Source organism: Pseudomonas sp. A-B-19 (assembly GCF_019947515.1).
GTDB lineage: Bacteria > Pseudomonadota > Gammaproteobacteria > Pseudomonadales > Pseudomonadaceae > Aquipseudomonas.
This window is the reverse complement of sequence record NZ_JAGYGN010000002.1, coordinates 131,284-146,181: the sequence shown is the minus strand read 5'-3', so window position 1 is coordinate 146,181 and position 14,898 is coordinate 131,284. Positions and strand designations below refer to the sequence as shown.

11 protein-coding genes and 3 pseudogenes are annotated in these 14,898 nt (G+C 60.8%); 5 read left to right on the top strand and 9 right to left on the bottom strand.

The annotated features are described in order from the left end of the window. From KGA81_RS02800 to KGA81_RS02790, 3 genes are read right to left on the bottom strand one after another with little or no spacing between them, the layout of a single operon-like run. Window positions 1-261: a phosphopantetheine-binding protein gene (locus KGA81_RS02800; RefSeq protein WP_095943238.1), complete on the bottom strand. Its 261-nt coding sequence runs from the start codon at window positions 259-261 to the stop codon at window positions 1-3. Further along, window positions 242-1,051 carry a lysophospholipid acyltransferase family protein gene (locus KGA81_RS02795; protein WP_223544481.1) on the bottom strand — a complete coding sequence of 270 codons (810 nt, stop codon included), beginning with the start codon at window positions 1,049-1,051 and terminating at the stop codon, window positions 242-244. Before KGA81_RS02795 ends, KGA81_RS02800 begins: the two co-directional genes overlap by 20 nt. Continuing rightward, complete coding sequence (locus KGA81_RS02790; protein WP_223544480.1) at window positions 1,027-1,752, bottom strand: beta-ketoacyl synthase chain length factor; 726 nt, start codon at window positions 1,750-1,752, stop codon at window positions 1,027-1,029. The genes KGA81_RS02795 and KGA81_RS02790 overlap by 25 nt, the downstream gene beginning before the upstream one ends. 356 nt (window positions 1,753-2,108) lie before the next feature. Between KGA81_RS02790 and KGA81_RS02785 the strand changes: the two genes are divergently transcribed. Continuing rightward, on the top strand, window positions 2,109-2,879 hold the full coding sequence (locus KGA81_RS02785) for a ParA family protein (protein WP_008016979.1): 771 nt from the start codon (window positions 2,109-2,111) through the stop codon (window positions 2,877-2,879). Window positions 2,880-3,009: 130 nt separating this feature from the next. Here the strand turns inward: KGA81_RS02785 and trxC are convergent, their stop codons facing one another. The 6 genes and pseudogenes from trxC to KGA81_RS30140 all read right to left on the bottom strand — a co-directional run. After that, window positions 3,010-3,444 (bottom strand): thioredoxin TrxC, encoded by a 435-nt coding sequence (gene trxC / locus KGA81_RS02780; protein WP_223544479.1) that lies wholly within the window; start codon window positions 3,442-3,444, stop codon window positions 3,010-3,012. Window positions 3,445-3,517: 73 nt separating this feature from the next. Next, the gene (gene selO, locus KGA81_RS02775; RefSeq protein WP_223544478.1) at window positions 3,518-4,981 is read right to left on the bottom strand and encodes a protein adenylyltransferase SelO; all 1,464 of its coding nucleotides are present in this window, start codon (window positions 4,979-4,981) and stop codon (window positions 3,518-3,520) included. A 48-nt stretch (window positions 4,982-5,029) separates the two neighbouring features. Next, the gene (gene mscK / locus KGA81_RS02770; RefSeq protein WP_223544477.1) at window positions 5,030-8,398 is read right to left on the bottom strand and encodes a mechanosensitive channel MscK; all 3,369 of its coding nucleotides are present in this window, start codon (window positions 8,396-8,398) and stop codon (window positions 5,030-5,032) included. 34 nt (window positions 8,399-8,432) lie between these two features. Then, window positions 8,433-10,175, bottom strand: coding sequence for a potassium/proton antiporter (locus tag KGA81_RS02765; RefSeq protein ID WP_223544476.1), 1,743 nt, complete (start codon window positions 10,173-10,175; stop codon window positions 8,433-8,435). 233 nt (window positions 10,176-10,408) lie between these two features. Next, window positions 10,409-11,008: pseudogene (locus tag KGA81_RS30145) on the bottom strand (methyl-accepting chemotaxis protein); the annotation flags it as partial. A 303-nt stretch (window positions 11,009-11,311) separates the two neighbouring features. Beyond that, a pseudogene (locus KGA81_RS30140) lies at window positions 11,312-11,968 on the bottom strand (MCP four helix bundle domain-containing protein); the annotation flags it as partial. A gap of 341 nt (window positions 11,969-12,309) precedes the next feature. Here KGA81_RS30140 and KGA81_RS02755 point away from each other — a divergent pair. The 4 genes and pseudogenes from KGA81_RS02755 (at window position 12,310) to KGA81_RS30130 (ending at window position 14,856) form a co-directional block, all read left to right on the top strand. After that, window positions 12,310-12,519, top strand: coding sequence for a hypothetical protein (locus KGA81_RS02755; protein ID WP_095943263.1), 210 nt, complete (start codon window positions 12,310-12,312; stop codon window positions 12,517-12,519). Continuing rightward, the gene (locus KGA81_RS02750; protein WP_102698611.1) at window positions 12,516-12,818 is read left to right on the top strand and encodes a cell division protein ZapA; all 303 of its coding nucleotides are present in this window, start codon (window positions 12,516-12,518) and stop codon (window positions 12,816-12,818) included. Before KGA81_RS02755 ends, KGA81_RS02750 begins: the two co-directional genes overlap by 4 nt. Window positions 12,819-12,918: 100 nt before the next feature. Beyond that, a pseudogene (locus KGA81_RS30135) lies at window positions 12,919-13,992 on the top strand (cache domain-containing protein); the annotation flags it as partial. An 18-nt stretch (window positions 13,993-14,010) separates the two neighbouring features. Continuing rightward, window positions 14,011-14,856: a methyl-accepting chemotaxis protein gene (locus tag KGA81_RS30130; RefSeq protein ID WP_411736535.1), complete on the top strand. Its 846-nt coding sequence runs from the start codon at window positions 14,011-14,013 to the stop codon at window positions 14,854-14,856. Window positions 14,857-14,898: the final 42 nt, after the last annotated feature.

The window sequence follows — 14,898 nt, the reverse complement described above, 5'->3', positions numbered from 1 at the left end:
TCAAGCTGCCTGTTTTGCGGTGACGAACGCCGCAAGGCTCGCCACGTTACTGAAGTGATTGCGTGTGTCCTTGGCATCGGCGTCGATCTTGATGCCGTATTTTTTCTGGATGGCCAGGCCCAGCTCCAGGGCATCCACCGAGTCCAGGCCCAGGCCTTCGCCGAACAGCGTCTGCTCGTTGCCGATGTCTTCGGCGCTGATGTCTTCCAGGCCAAGGGCGTCGATAATAAGCATTTTGATATCACGGTGCAGATCGCTCATCTTCGGCGAGCTCCTTAATAAAGTAAGAATGTAGATAATCGTTGAGCTTGCGCGAGGCTTGCGGAGCCGGCCCCTGCGTGGCGAAAGTCTGTGGATCTATATCGGCCCCGACCCGGAAACTGAAGTGCACGCGCCGCTTGGGGATGCGATACCAGGGCTCGGCCTTGGTCAATGTGGTCGGGTTGACCTTGATAATGACCGGGGTGAGGATTTTCGCACCCCGCAGGGCGATTGCCGCGCCGCCCCGATGAAAGGCCGGCGCCTGGCCGGGCCGGGTGCGTGTCCCTTCGGGGAAAATGATCAGGGTCTGGCCGTCTTTCAGTGCGTCGGCAGCCGCGTCGAGCATGTCCATGCTGCCGTCGTTGCTGATGTATTCGGTGCAGCGCAGCGGTCCGCGGGTGAAGGGGTTTTCCCAGAGGCTTTGCTTGACCACGCAGTTGGCGTGACGCACCAGGCCGATCAGAAACACCACGTCGATCAGTGATGGGTGATTGGCAACGATCATTTGCCCGGGACGACCGAGTTTTTCCGCGCCTTCAATGCTGTAGGTCAGTACGCCGGTGCGGGCCATGAAACGCACGAAAATCCAGAAACAGCGGCTGACCGTTTGCCGGGCCCGCAACCGATGGGTCCGGGCGTCGCCCGGCAGGCAGTTCAGCACAGGGAAAATCACCAGGCGCAGGCACAGCCCGCCCAGCCCGAACAGGGAAAAGCTCGCGGCGGTGGCCAGCAAGCGCCAGTAATAGGCGTCGCGGTTTTTCTCGGTCACAGGTTGCGTTGCCAGGTCCATACACGATTTTTCCAGGCATGTTGGCAGGTGGTTTGCTGGCCGAGCAGCATACGCAACAGATTCAGCGCGTGGGGCCAGCGGGATTTGGACAACGCATCCGAGGGGCTGTTCAGGGACAACCGCCAGTCGGTACCGGGTGTGATCAGCAGGCCGACGGCATAAGGGAACGGCACGTCGTCGATCCAGGTCGAGTAAGCCTGGGGCGGCCGCTCTTCGGTGACCACCAGCAGTACCGCGTCAGCGCCCTCAGCCAGCAGCGCGGCAGCTTCCAGCATGCCGTGTTCCAGGCCATCGCCTGCGGCGGCCAGGGCGGTCATTTCGTTGGTTTCACTGCGCATGATCGACCACAAGCCAATGATCGCGTTATGCACCGACAAGCTGAATCGGGTTGGCGACAGCGGTTGATCGGTGGCCAGATCGCTGAGAATCTCGATCGTGCGGGGCGTTTCGCCGTGACGGGAAACAAAGACCAATGGCAGATCCTGTCGACCTTCGGCCAATGGCCAGCCGACACTGAAGGCCATCCGTGCCAGGCGGCTCAGACGCCGACGCTGCATGGCCGGCAGAAACGAAACGTCGGGAACGGCATCGCTGTCCGGCAGCACGAACGGTTGTCGGCACCAGGCCTGCCAGTCATGCACGCTATCAAGCCCCGGGGCCCAGGCGCGCCATTGGGCGATGTTGAAGTTGATCACAGACATTCATCCCACCCTCACGGGCTTACTTGACGCGGGGGAGTGGCCGAGAGCCGGGACTTACCCTGCGTGGCGTTTGGCGCCGAGTGGCGCGCATTATCCCGGTGCCGGGAACGTGTAGCAAATGCTGGTTACATTTTGCTCAGCAAGATGAAGCGGCTGGCTCGCAAAAATTGAACGATCGGTAATTATTCACAATTTTTTTACTCCGTCTGTCGGCTCTGGTGTCGAATCACCGGGCCGCTCAAGGCTTTTCAAGCAGGAGAAGGCAACTGACTGTGTAGTCCCTGTGCCGGCAAGGTAGCGAAGCAACGCCGTGGACCACTACACTCGGTCATTCTTTGGTACACGGAGGTTTTGACATGCGGCGCGTGGTGTTCAATCAGAAAGGTGGCGTTGGCAAATCCAGCATTGCCTGCAATCTGGCGGCGGTCAGTGCCAGCGAGGGTTTTCGCACCTTGTTGGTGGATCTCGACGCCCAGGCCAACTCCACTCAGTACCTGACGGGGCTCACCGGTAACGACATCCCGATGGGCATCGCCGATTTCTTCAAGCAGACGCTGTCTTCCGGACCGTTCTCCAAAAAGAATCAGGTCGACATCTACGAAACCCCGTTCGATAACCTCCATGTCATTACCGCCACCGCCGAGCTGGCGGACTTGCAGCCCAAGCTTGAGGCCAAGCACAAGATCAACAAGCTGCGTAAGTTGCTTGAAGAGCTGAGCGAGGACTACGACCGGATTTACCTGGATACTCCGCCAGCGCTGAATTTCTATGCGGTTTCAGCGTTGATTGCCGCCGATCGTGTGCTGATCCCCTTCGATTGCGACAGTTTTTCGCGCCAGGCGCTGTACGGCCTGATGGCTGAAATCGAAGAGTTGAAGGACGACCATAACGAAGGCCTGGAGGTCGAAGGCATCGTCGTCAACCAGTTCCAGGCCCGCGCCAGCCTGCCCCAGCAAATCCTCGACGAACTGATCGCCGAAGGCCTGCCGGTGTTGCCGGTGTACCTGGCCAGCTCGGTACGCATGCGCGAATCCCACCAGGCCAATACGCCGCTGATCCATCTCGATCCACGGCACAAGCTGACCCAGCAGTTTGTCGAGTTGCACAACCTGCTGGAAAACGCCTGACTCTAACTGACTGCATAGAACCACTGTGGGAGCGAGCTTGCTCGCGATGAGGCCGTCACATTCAACATCTCTGTTGACTGACACTCCGCCATCGCGAGCAAGCTCGCTCCCACAAGGGGGCTGTGTTGTTTCAGATCCCCTGGCTACGCAACCAGCTCATCAGTTGCGGTAACGGGAAAGCCCCGCTCTGCCGGGCGACTTCCCGGCCGTTCTTGAACAGGATCAGGCTCGGAATCGAGCGAATCCCCAACTGCGCCGACAACTGCTGGTTCGCCTCGCTGTCCAGTTTGGCCAGCCGGCACTTGCCCGCCAGTTGCCCCGCCGCCTGCTCGAACACCGGCGCAAACGACTTGCACGGCCCGCACCAGTCCGCCCACACATCCACCAACAGCGGCAGATCGCCCTTGATCTGGCTGGCGTAGTCACCTTGCTTCAATTCAAACGGTTTGTTCAGCAGGACTTCGGCCTTGCAGCGACCGCATTTCGGGTGGTCGTTGAGGCGCTCGGCAGGAATGCGGTTGAGGCCGCTGCAGTGAGGGCAGGGGATGAGGAGTGGGTCGGTCATGACAAATCGTCCAGTCGAAAGCGAATGATCCTTATCTGGAGACATGACTCCAGATTTTCAATCGTGCAGTGCCTCACGACGAACAACTGATTTCCAGATGCTTGCCCCATTCCGGCGGCCTCTCGGCATAACTTTCCATCCCCGGTTGTTCCACGAACGGATTGCTCAGCACCGCGTGCAGTCGGCGGACTTCCGAGTAGTCGCCGCTCTCTGCCGCATCGATGGCCTTTTGCGCCAGGTAGTTGCGCAGGATGTACAGCGGGTTGATCGCGTGCATCCGCTGGCGGCGCTGCTGTTGATCAAGGGTGCCTTCACGGGCTACCCGGGCGACGTAGAGCTCGCCCCAGGCATCGAAGCCCTTGAGGTCGACGAAGTCATCACGCAAGCGGGTGATGGCCTGCTGCGGTGCTTCATCACCCAGGCGACGGAAAAACAGGCTGTAGTCGACGCCGCTGTTTTGCATCAGTTGCAGCAGGCCCTCCAGCAACTTCTGGTCGTCGTCTTCGGCAGTGGTCAGGCCGAGGCGGCGGCGCATCAGGTCCAGGTAGTGGGCCTGGAACAGCGGCAGGTACAGGCCGAGGGTTTCGCGCAGGGCTTCGACGCTGATGAACGGCGTCAGGGCCTGGGCCAGCGCGCTGAGGTTCCACTGGCCAATCGGCACCTGGTTGCTGAATGAGTAACGGCCCTGGTCGTCGGAGTGATTGCAGATGAAGTTGGCGTCGAAGTCATCGAGGAAGGCGAACGGGCCGAAGTCGAAAGTAATCCCCAGGATCGACATGTTGTCGGTGTTCATCACCCCGTGGCAGAAGCCATAGGCCTGCCACTTGGCGATCAGTTCGGCGTTGCGCTCGACGATTTCACGGAACATCGCCAGGTACGGCTCCGGCTGCTCAAGGCACTGCGGGAAGTGCATGGCCAGCACGTGATCACCCAGCACTTTCTGCTGCTCGGGACGTTTGGTGTAGTAGAAATATTCGAAGTGGCCGAAGCGCACGTGGCTTGGCGACAGACGCAGGATCATGGCCGCGCGCTCCTGCTTTTCGCGCCACACCGGGGTGTCGGAGCCGATCACGCAAAGGGCGCGGGTGGTCGGGATATTCAACGCGTGCAGCGCTTCGGAAGCGAGGAATTCGCGGATCGACGAACGCAGCACCGCCCGGCCATCGCCCATGCGTGAAAACGGCGTCTGGCCGGCGCCCTTGAGGTGCAGGTCCCAGTGTTCGCCGGCCTCGTTGTACACCTCGCCAAGCAACAGGCCGCGACCGTCGCCCAGTTGCGGGTTGTAGGAGCCGAACTGATGCCCGGAATAGACCATCGCCCTGGGAATCGCGTCGGCCCAGAGCTTGTGGCCGCTGAACAGTTCGGCGAACTCCGGGGTTTCGGCCACGGCCGGGTCGAGGTCCAGCAGCGCCATGGCGGCGGGGCTGGCCACCACCAGGCGCGGATTATCGATGGGCTCGGGCAGCACATGGGCAGAAAACGCATCGCCCAGGCGGTCGAAGCGATTATCGAAAGTGAGTTCGTCGAGGGCTTTCAAGGGCCGGCTCCAGCAGAATGTCCGAGCATTCTGCTGGGGAATGGCTGGTTAGTCGAGTTCGGCGGCGGGCGGCTCTTTCGGTGGCTTGCCGTCGACCAACGGCACGGTGGTCTTCGCTTCCGGTTCGATTGGCACCATCTTGTATTCCTGGCCTTGCAGGTTCTTGAGGTAAACCTCCATCTGCCGGAACGAGATGTTGATGTGCTGCTTCTTGAACTCGCGGTTGATGAAGCGGTTGACCTCATCGAGTACCGGGTTGCGGTCGCCAAGGTCGCGCACGTGCATGCGCAACTCGTGGTCGAGGGTACTTTCGCCGAAGTTCAGGAAGTACACGTGGGGTTCAGGGTCTTTCAGGACGCGCGGGTTATCGCGTGCGGCCTTGAGCAGCAGCTCTTTCACCAGGTCCAGGTCCGAGCCGTAGTCGACGCCGAGCTTGAGGGTTACCCGGGTGATGGTGTCAGTGAGCGACCAGTTGATCAGTTGCCCGGTAATGAACGTCTTGTTCGGGACGATGATGTCCTTGCGGTCGAAGTCGGTGATGGTCGTGGCACGGATGCGAATCTTGCTCACGGTGCCCGAGAGGTTGCCGATGGTGATGGTGTCACCGATCCGCACCGGGCGTTCGAACAGGATCATGATGCCGGAAATGAAGTTGGCGAAGATCTCCTGCATGCCGAAACCGAGGCCGACCGACAGTGCCGCCACCAGCCATTGCAGCTTGTCCCAGCTCACGCCGAGGGTCGACAGCGTCGAGACGAAACCGACGCCGGCGATCACGTACGAGAGCAATGTGGTGGTCGCGTAGGCGCTGCCCTGGGCCAGGTTGAGTTTCGACAGCACGAACACTTCGAGCAAGCCCGGCAGGTTGCGCGCCAGGGCGAAGGTGATACCGATGATGATCAGCGCGCCGAGCATGTCGCCGATGCTGATCGGCACCATGCTCATGTTGGCGCCGGTACCGCTGGTGTATTCGTAGAGGGTGATGTTGTCCAGGTACGAGAACACCGTGATCAGGTCGGCCCAGACCCAATACAGTGCCGCCATGAAGCCGCCGAGCAATGCCAGGCGGATCAGGCGCAGGGATTGTTCGTTGACCTTCTCGATGTCCATCGTCGGCTCTTCGATGATGGCTTCGCCGTCGGCGGTCTCTTTCGCCGCGTTACGTTTGGCCAGGGCGCGCTGATAGGCCAGGCGACGCGCCGCTACGCTGAGACCTCGGACGAAGGTGGCTTCGATCACCAGCCAGAACATCAGCAGGTACAGGGTGTTGATCAGGCGGTCGCTGAGCTTCAGTGCGGTGTAGTAGTAGCCGAAGCACACCGCCACGAACAGCGCGACGGGCAGGGCGGTGAACAGGATCCCTACGAGCTTGCGGAACAGCGAGGCGTTCTCATGGGTCGGGCTGCTGATGAGCAAGCGACTGAGCAGCAAGGTCATCAAGGCGTAGCAGGTGAGGACCACCGGCATGCCGATCACGTCATCGGCCAGCGCCGCCGGTTGCAGCTCGGCAACGGCAACGACGGTCACCAGTGCCATCACCACGATGCCGAGGCGGCGGACCCAGCTGCGCAGGAATTCCACCTGGGGCTTTTCCCAACGGAAATGCAGTTCCGCCACACCGCCCGGCGCGAGGATCCGGTAGGCGGTGTAGAACACCAGCCAGGCCCCGGCCATTTGCAGCAGCGCCGCGCCCATATTGGCGTTCTGCCCACGGGCGTCGATTCGCAGGGCCAGCCCGCACAAGGCCAGGCCCAGGGAAACCGGCATCGCCAGCAGAATATTGATCAGAATCGCCTGCGGCGTGTGCCACTGGCTATCGCGTTTGAAGTGACCGATGTCCTGGTGAACCTTGTTCAGTCGCGCGTACAGATTCTTGCGGCGCCACAGCAGCGCACCGATCAGCAGTGCCAGGGGCAGGAACAGCAGCGGGCGCTGGGTCAGGCCGTCGGTCAATTCGCTCAGGCTTGAAAGTACCGGTAGTGAGTCGAGTTGACGCTGGAGGCGATCCGGCACACTGCGGATCCACTCCAGTTCCAGCGGCTTGTTGCTGGGAATCCAGAACATTTGCTCATCGAGCGTCGCCCGCAGGCTTTGCGCCGTGCTGAGCAGTTGCTTCTGGTTCAGTTGCAGGGTGATGGATTCATTGAGCACCGCGCTCAGTTCGCGGTTGAGGCGTTCCAGCAGGTCGGTGCGGGTGGTGGCCAGTTCCATCAGGCTTTTGCGCAGTTGCGGCGTGACTTGCTCGGGCGGCTGGGTCGACAGCAGGTTTTCGACGTAGGTGGTCGGATTGCTCAGCAATTCCCGTTGCTGGCTGACTTCGAACTGGTACAGGCGAATGTCGGCGATCTGGTCGGCCAGGTTGCGGTCGAGCCGCAGGCGCGGTAGCGCTTGTTTCTGTTTGTAGAGAATCTTCGAGAGCAGCAGGCTGCCTTTGAGCACGTTGATTTGCTCGTCCAGGGCTGCATCGGTCTGGGTCAGGCTGTCCAGCTGTTGCTTGGTCTGCAGGTTTTGCTGGGTGACTTCGTTGAGGCGGTCGGTGCTTTTGAGCAGATAGTCCGAAAGCTTCAGGTTGGTCGCGCTTTCGGTGGCCAGCAGGCTGCTGCCGCCAGCCTTCTGCGCTTCGATGGATTGCTGGGTGACCGTTTCCTGGGACAGCGCCAGACGCTTCTGGTTGATCAGGGTTTGCAGTTCCTGGATTTCCCGATCCAGGCGCTCGGAGCGCTCCGACAACAGGTCATGCTGGCTGTTGCCGAGGTCTTGCAATTGGGTATTGCCGGCCAGTTCCTGGCGCCGTAACGGGATCAGGGCGTTCAGCGCAGCCAGCTCGGCATTGAGCTGGTCGCGTTGCTCGGCGCTCAAGGCCTTGCCGCCGTCCTTGCCGTTCTTGAGGATGGTGTTGATCTGCTGAATGCGCGTCTGGCTGCTGGATATCTCCGCCTGGGCGCGCTCGGGGCGGGTCTGGGCAGTGATGATCAGGCTGTTGGCGTCGGCCAGGGCTTTTTGCAGCTCGCCTTGCTGGGTGGAGCGCTCGGTGAGCAATTGCTCCAGCTGCTGGATCGGTTCTTTGGCGTAACGCTGCGCCACCGGCACCACGGTACTGGCCTTGAGGCGGGTCAGTTCACGCTGGTTCTCGGCAGTCTGTTTGGGCGCATTATTCAATTGCTGTTTGAGCGCAGTCAGTTTCTGCTCGTAGTCACGCTTGTTGTTGAGCTGGCTCAGCGTGTTTTGCAGGACGGTTTGCAGGGCCTTCTGATCGGCTTCCGGCAATTTGCGGTCGGCGATCTTGTCCAGGCTCGCCTGCACGGCTTCGCTGGAGGGTGGTTCGGCCGCTTGCGCCGCTTGCGATAAACCAAGGGTGCCGACAGAGAGACTCAAGCCCAAAAGGGCGATGGCGAAAATGGAGCGCAGGTTAGGCATAAAGACCGGTCAAGCAAGTGATAGTGGAAGCAGTTTAGAGGAAGAGTCCGGGACCCGGGCGACTTCCTTCGGGGAATCTGACGCCCACTTTGCCAATCTTGTTCCCGTCCATGACCGCCACGGTCCAGATGGTGTTGTTCCATTCCACCTGGTCGCCCACCACCGGCGCGCCACCGACCTTCTGGGCAATGAAGTGGCCCAGGGACATGTCCGGATCGATGCCTTCGACCTTCAGGCCATACAAGGCCGCAACCGCGGCCAGCTGGGCGTCTCCTTCCAGTACGAAGTCGCCGAAGAAGCGCAGATCGAGGCCTCGTTGTGGCGCCTGGCTGAAGAGTTTTCCGAGGGCCGGCAGGTTGTGTTCATGGCCGATGACACACAGCAAATCATCGACTTCGAGCACCGTACTACCCGACGGATGGAGCAATTGTTGACCGCGAAACAGGGCGGCGATACGGGTGCCTTCGGGCATTTTCAGCTCGCGCAGGGGCGAACCGATACACCACTTTTCCGCGCCGAGGCGATAAACGAACAGCTCCCACTCGCTGGTGACATGCACTTCCAGGGCTGAGCGGGAGATGGGGGCAGGCTCCGGGGGCACCGTCACCTTCAACAGCTTGGCCACCCACGGCAGGCTGGTGCCCTGAACCAGCAGCGACACCAGTACGATAAAAAACGCGAGGTTGAAGTACAGCTGGGCGTTGGGCAGGCCGGCCATCAGCGGGAACACCGCCAGAATGATCGGGACCGCACCGCGCAGGCCGACCCAGGAAATAAACGCTTTCTCGCGACCATGGAACGCCTTGAACGGCAGCAGGCCTACCAGCACCGACAGTGGCCGGGCAAACAGGATCATCCACAGCGCCAGCGCCAGCGCCGGCAAGGCGATAGGCAGCAGGTCGTGAGGCGTCACCAGCAGCCCCAGCACCAGGAACATGCCGATCTGCGCCAGCCAGGCCATGCCGTCGAGCATGTGCAAAATGCCGTGGCGGCTGCGCACGGGGCGGTTGCCTATCACCAGGCCGCAGATGTACACCGCCAGGAAGCCGCTGCCGTGCAGGGCGTTGGTCAGGGCAAACACCACCAGGCCACCGGCGATGACCAGGATCGGATACAGGCCGGTGGCCAGGTTGATGCGATTGACCAGTTGCAGCATCAACCAGCCACCGCCCAGGCCGATCACGCCACCGATACCGAACTCGCGGATCAGGTGGGTCAACAGGCTCCAGTGCAGGCCGGTCTGGCCGCTGGCGAGCATGTCGATCAGGGTGACAGTGAGAAACACCGCCATCGGGTCGTTACTGCCAGATTCGATTTCAAGGCTGGCGGTTACCCGTTCGTTCAGGCCTTTGCCACCCAGCAGCGAGAACACCGCCGCGGCGTCGGTGGAACCGACGATGGCGCCGATCAGCAGGCCCTGGATCAGGTTCAGATTGAACAGCCATGCCGCCGCCATGCCGGTCAGCCCGGTGGTAATCAGCACCCCGACCGTGGCCAGAGAGAGCGCCGGCCATAACGCCACGCGGAAACTCGACACCCGGGTGCGCAAGCCGCCGTCGAGCAGGATCACCGCCAGCGCGAGGTTGCCGACCAGATAAGCCGTGGGGTAGTTATCAAAAAGAATGCCAGCGCCATCGACACCGGCCGCCATGCCGACGGCCAGGATAATCACCAGAATCGGGATGCCGAGGCGGGACGAAAGTGAGCTCACCAGAATGCTCGCACCTACCAGCAACGCGCCGATCAAGAACAGGCTGTTGATGGTCGTCGCATTCAAAGGCAGTACTCCAGAAAGCTGAAAGGCGGGCGCAAACTGACCATGCAGTCTGCGTGCCAGCGATTCTAACCTGTTGAAATGTGATGCTGTCAAAAAGCTTTTGCAGAACCTTCAGGTGCACCCGATCCCTTGTAGGAGCTGGCTTGCCAGCGAAGAGGCCCTCAATAACTGCAACCGTCTTGAGGCCGCCTTCGCTGGCAAGCCAGCTCCTACAGGGGAGGGGGGGTGGTCAGTTACAGGCTAAACCGCCCAACCAGGGTGTTCAGATCCACCGCCAGGCGCGACAGCTCATTACTGGCGGCACTGGTCTGGTTGGCGCCAGTGGCCGACTGCACCGACAGGTCGCGAATGTTCACCAGGTTGCGATCCACTTCACGGGCCACCTGCGCCTGTTCTTCGGCGGCGCTGGCGATCACCAGGTTGCGCTCGTTGATTTCAACGATGGCGCTGTTGATGGTGTCCAGCGACATCCCGGCGCCGCGGGCGATGTTCAGGGTCGATTCGGCACGTTCGGTGCTGTTGCGCATCGAATCCACCGCGTGCTCGGTACCGCTCTGGATGCTGCCGATCATGCGTTCGATTTCGCTGGTCGATTGCTGGGTGCGGTGGGCCAGGGCGCGCACCTCGTCGGCCACCACGGCGAAACCACGACCGGCCTCACCGGCGCGCGCGGCCTCGATGGCAGCGTTCAAGGCCAGCAGGTTGGTCTGGTCGGCCAGGCCACGGATCACATCCAGCACCTTGCCGATATCGCGGGACTCGTTGGCCAGGTCGCCGATCAGGGTCGCGGTGCTCTGCACGTCGGCGCTCATGCGTTCGATGGCGCTCACGGTTTCCTGTACCAGGTCACGGCCGTCGCCGGCAGAGGTGGTGGCGTTCTTCGACGCCTCGGACGTGCTGACCGCGTTACGCGCGACTTCTTCCACGGCGCTGGTCATTTCGTTGACCGCCGTGGCGGCCTGTTCGATTTCGTTGTTCTGCCGGGTCAGGCCTCGGGCGCTTTCGTCAGTAACGCTGTTGAGTTCTTCGGCAGCGGACGCAAGCTGCGTGGCCGAGCCGGAAATGCGCTGCAGTGTGTCGCGCAACTTGTCCTGCATCTTCGACATGGCCAGCAGCAAGCGGCCGGCTTCGTCTTTGCCATCGACGTTGATCGGGCGCGTCAGGTTGCCTTCGGCAATCTGTTCGGCGGCGCTCAGGGCGTTGGCGATCGGTTGGGTGATGCTGTTGGTCAGCAACCAGGCGAACAGCAACGTCAGGGCAGTGGCAATCACCAACAGGGTGATCACCAGGTTGAACGCCGAATCGTATTGATCTGCCGCCTGCTGGTTGGTGTCGTGGCTCTGCTGGGTGTTGATCTCCAGCAGGCGGTTCAACACGGCGTTGACCGCTTCGGAGTTGTTGAGCAATTCGGTGTTGAGCAAGCTGCGCAGTTCATCGACCTGATTGTTGCGCGAAAGGCTTTTCATCCGGTCTTCAATCTGGCGGTACTGACCCAGCAACTGTACGTATTGATCGTAGGCCGCACGTTCCTGCGGGCTGGCGATCAGCTTTTCGTAGGTTACCTGGGCGGTGCGAATCTGCTGGTTGCGCGTCTCCAGCAGTTCCAGGGTTTTCTGCTGCACGTCAGGCTCGCGGTTCACCAGCAAGCGGTAGGACAACACGCGCAGGCGCAAGGTGAGCTGGGTGAACTCGTCAAGGCTCTTGATGCTCGGCACACTGTTGTTGGTGATGTTCTCGGCGGCGCCGCGGATCTTGCTCATCTGATTCAAGGCAAACACTCCCAGAACCATCATCAAGCCGCCGATCAGGGCAAAGCTGAGGAACGCCCGAGGGGCGATATTCATATTACGAAGGGACATGGCGTTCACCGGGAAAGAGCGCGTCCGTGCGCGGCTGAGGCTGCTGTATGGATGACTTATCGGTCGCCGGACTGAAGTCTTGAGCCCGGCCTGTTTCAGCCGGTTGCACCTTGTGGCGACGAAGTGCAGGAACCAGATCGGCCAATCACAGTCTTTAAAACTCGCGAGGAAGGTTGCCCGTCAGCAAATTCAAGGCTTTGCGCCTGTATAACCCTGGCATCCAGGGTGACTTTTCTTTATCGTACGCGCCCTTTGAAAAAGCCCGGAAAATCAAAATGTTGGAAGCATCCCTAAGCCAATTGGAACAACTGGTCAGCGACCTGGTGCAACAGAACCAGAACCTGACCGCGGAACTGGCCCAGGCCAAAGATGAAAACGAAAGCCTGCAACTGAGCCTGATGGAACACGAAGAGAAGCAAGGCGCCACGGCGGCCCGCATCCAGGCCCTGGTTGAGCGCGTCAGCGCAGGTCCTGTCAGCGCATGAGTTACAACGCCGCAGGGGTAAAAGTCGTCTCGATCCTGGGGGAGGACTATTCGATCAAGGCACCGGCCGGGGAGGAGCAGACCCTGCTGGACGCCGCGATGATGTTGAAGGCAGCCCTGGCCGACACCAAAAGGAAGTACCCGACGCTGATCGGTGACCGACTGCTGGTGCTGGCGGCGATGAATCTGTGCTCCCAGCAGATCGAAATGCAGAAGCAGCACAAGCTCGAACTCGACCGTTACCAAGAGCAAGTCAGCGCCACGGTTGAAGTGATCTCCAAGACGATCAATCAGGCCTGATCGTCTTTGCGCACAACCAAAGAATAAATTGTCGGTTGGCTTGTATACAATCGGCACGGCTGTTGCAGTGTTTCAGCCTCTTATTCTTTGGGGGTGCTCCATGCAGTTCTGGCGACGCAGTATTCAATGGCAGTTGATCCTGAGTATGGGCAGCGCCTTGCTGGTCAGTATTCTGATCGTGGTGGGCATCTATACCCTGGTGGTCAATCGTCTCGCCCAGAGCTATCTGGTCGAGCAAGCCTTGCCGTCGAGCATCGAAGCGATGCGCAACGACATCGAGCGCATCCTCGTCCAACCCCTCACCGCCGCCAAGGACATCGCCAGCAACAGCATGGTGCGCGACTGGCTGGCCGGGGGTGAAGACGGTGCCCGGGCCGGCACCTTTACTACCTATCTCGAAGGCGTCCGCGCCGAGCACAGGGCCTTTACCGCGATTATTGTCGGCACGGCGTCCAACCATTATTTCACCGAAAAAGGCCTGGACCGGACCCTCAGCCGATCCAATCCGAAAGACGCCTGGTTCTACTCGTTTCTGGACAGTAACCAGCCGCGCACCCTCAATATCGACAATGACACGGCGACCGGAGAATTGGCGCTTTTCATCGACTTCAAAGTCGAGCAGGCCGGTAAAGTCGTGGGCGTTGCCGGGCTTGGCCTGAGCATGAAAGAGCTGTCGGAGCTGATTCACAACTTCAGTTTCGGTGAGCGCGGCAAGGTCTATCTCGTGCGTTCCGACGGTTTGATCCAGGTCCATCCCGAGGCGCAATTGAGTGGCAAACGCAGTCTAACCGAACAGATTGGTGCTACGGCGGCACAATCGGTGATGAGTCAAAAAGCTGCCACCAGCAGCGGCTTCCAGCGTGACGGTGAAGACTTCCTCGCGTTAAGCCTGCCCTTGCGCGATCTCGGCTGGACCCTGGTGGCCGAAGTGCCGCAATCGCAAATCTACGCCGAAGCCCGCCGTGCCATGTGGATGAGCGGCGGCATCGGCCTGGCGGTGGCGATTGTGTGCCTGTTGCTGGTGGTGTTGCTGGCCCGTGGGTTGGTACGGCCGATTCGTCAGGTAACAGCCGCGCTGGTGGCCATCGGTAGCGGTGGTGGCGATTTGACCCACCGGCTGGATTCCAGTCGCGCCGATGAGCTGGGTGATCTGGCGCGCGGGTTCAATCGGTTCCTCGACAGCCAGCGCGACATGATCGGCGAAGTGCTGACCACCAGCGAACGCTTGCGTACCGCTGTTGGCCAAGTGGCGCGGGTGGTGGACAACACCGCCGAACGTTCCGGACGACAGCAGGAAATGACCGATATGGTCGCCACCGCTGTTCACGAAATGGGCCTGACCGTACAGGAAATCGCCCAGAACGCAGGCAATGCAGCGGTCGCGTCGCAAGCGGCTCGGGATGAGGCGATGCAGGCGCGGGAAGTGGTGGGTGGTTCGATCCGCCACATTGAAAGCATGTCCGACGAAATCGGTGTCGCCGCCAGCGCGGTAGGTGAACTGGCCCATCAAGTGGCGTCCATCGATCAGGTGCTGGCGGTGATTCGCGGGATTTCCGAGCAGACCAACCTGCTGGCGCTCAACGCCGCTATCGAAGCGGCGCGGGCCGGGGACATGGGGCGCGGGTTTGCCGTGGTGGCCGATGAAGTGCGGACATTGGCGCGACGCACTCAAGCCTCCACCGATGAAATCCAGCAGATGATCGGCAGCCTCAAGCAAGGCGCGGAAAACGCCGTGTCATCTATGCATTCCGGACAAGCCGCGACGGGCACGGGGGTTGAGTCGAGCCAGCGTACCGGCACCTCGTTGACTGCGATCACCGGGCAGGTTGAGCGCATCAGCGATATGAACCATCAGGTAGCGGCGGCGACGGAAGAACAGTCGGCCGTGACCGAGGAAATCAATCGCAACGTACAGGGAATTTCCGATCTGGCGCGGGCGACGGCGGGGGAGGTCAGGGCTTGCCTGGATGATTGTCAGACGTTACAGCGGTTGGCGGATGATCTGGCGCGGCAGATGGGTGGGTTCAAGCTGAACTGAAAAAGTGCGTTGGCTATGCTGACGCATTCGCTGGCAAGCCAG

Excerpts from the sequence above, each read along its gene's own strand:
- KGA81_RS02750 (WP_102698611.1), top strand. The coding sequence starts at position 12,516 with ATGAGTTACAACGCCGCAGGGGTAAAAGTCGTCTCGATCCTGGGGGAG.
- KGA81_RS02785 (WP_008016979.1), top strand. The coding sequence starts at position 2,109 with ATGCGGCGCGTGGTGTTCAATCAGAAAGGTGGCGTTGGCAAATCCAGC.
- mscK (WP_223544477.1), bottom strand. The coding sequence starts at position 8,398 with ATGCCTAACCTGCGCTCCATTTTCGCCATCGCCCTTTTGGGCTTGAGT.
- KGA81_RS30130 (WP_411736535.1), top strand. The coding sequence starts at position 14,011 with ATGATCGGCGAAGTGCTGACCACCAGCGAACGCTTGCGTACCGCTGTT.
- trxC (WP_223544479.1), bottom strand. The coding sequence starts at position 3,444 with ATGACCGACCCACTCCTCATCCCCTGCCCTCACTGCAGCGGCCTCAAC.
- KGA81_RS02790 (WP_223544480.1), bottom strand. The coding sequence starts at position 1,752 with ATGTCTGTGATCAACTTCAACATCGCCCAATGGCGCGCCTGGGCCCCG.
- KGA81_RS02800 (WP_095943238.1), bottom strand. The coding sequence starts at position 261 with ATGAGCGATCTGCACCGTGATATCAAAATGCTTATTATCGACGCCCTT.
- KGA81_RS02795 (WP_223544481.1), bottom strand. The coding sequence starts at position 1,051 with ATGGACCTGGCAACGCAACCTGTGACCGAGAAAAACCGCGACGCCTAT.
- KGA81_RS02755 (WP_095943263.1), top strand. The coding sequence starts at position 12,310 with ATGTTGGAAGCATCCCTAAGCCAATTGGAACAACTGGTCAGCGACCTG.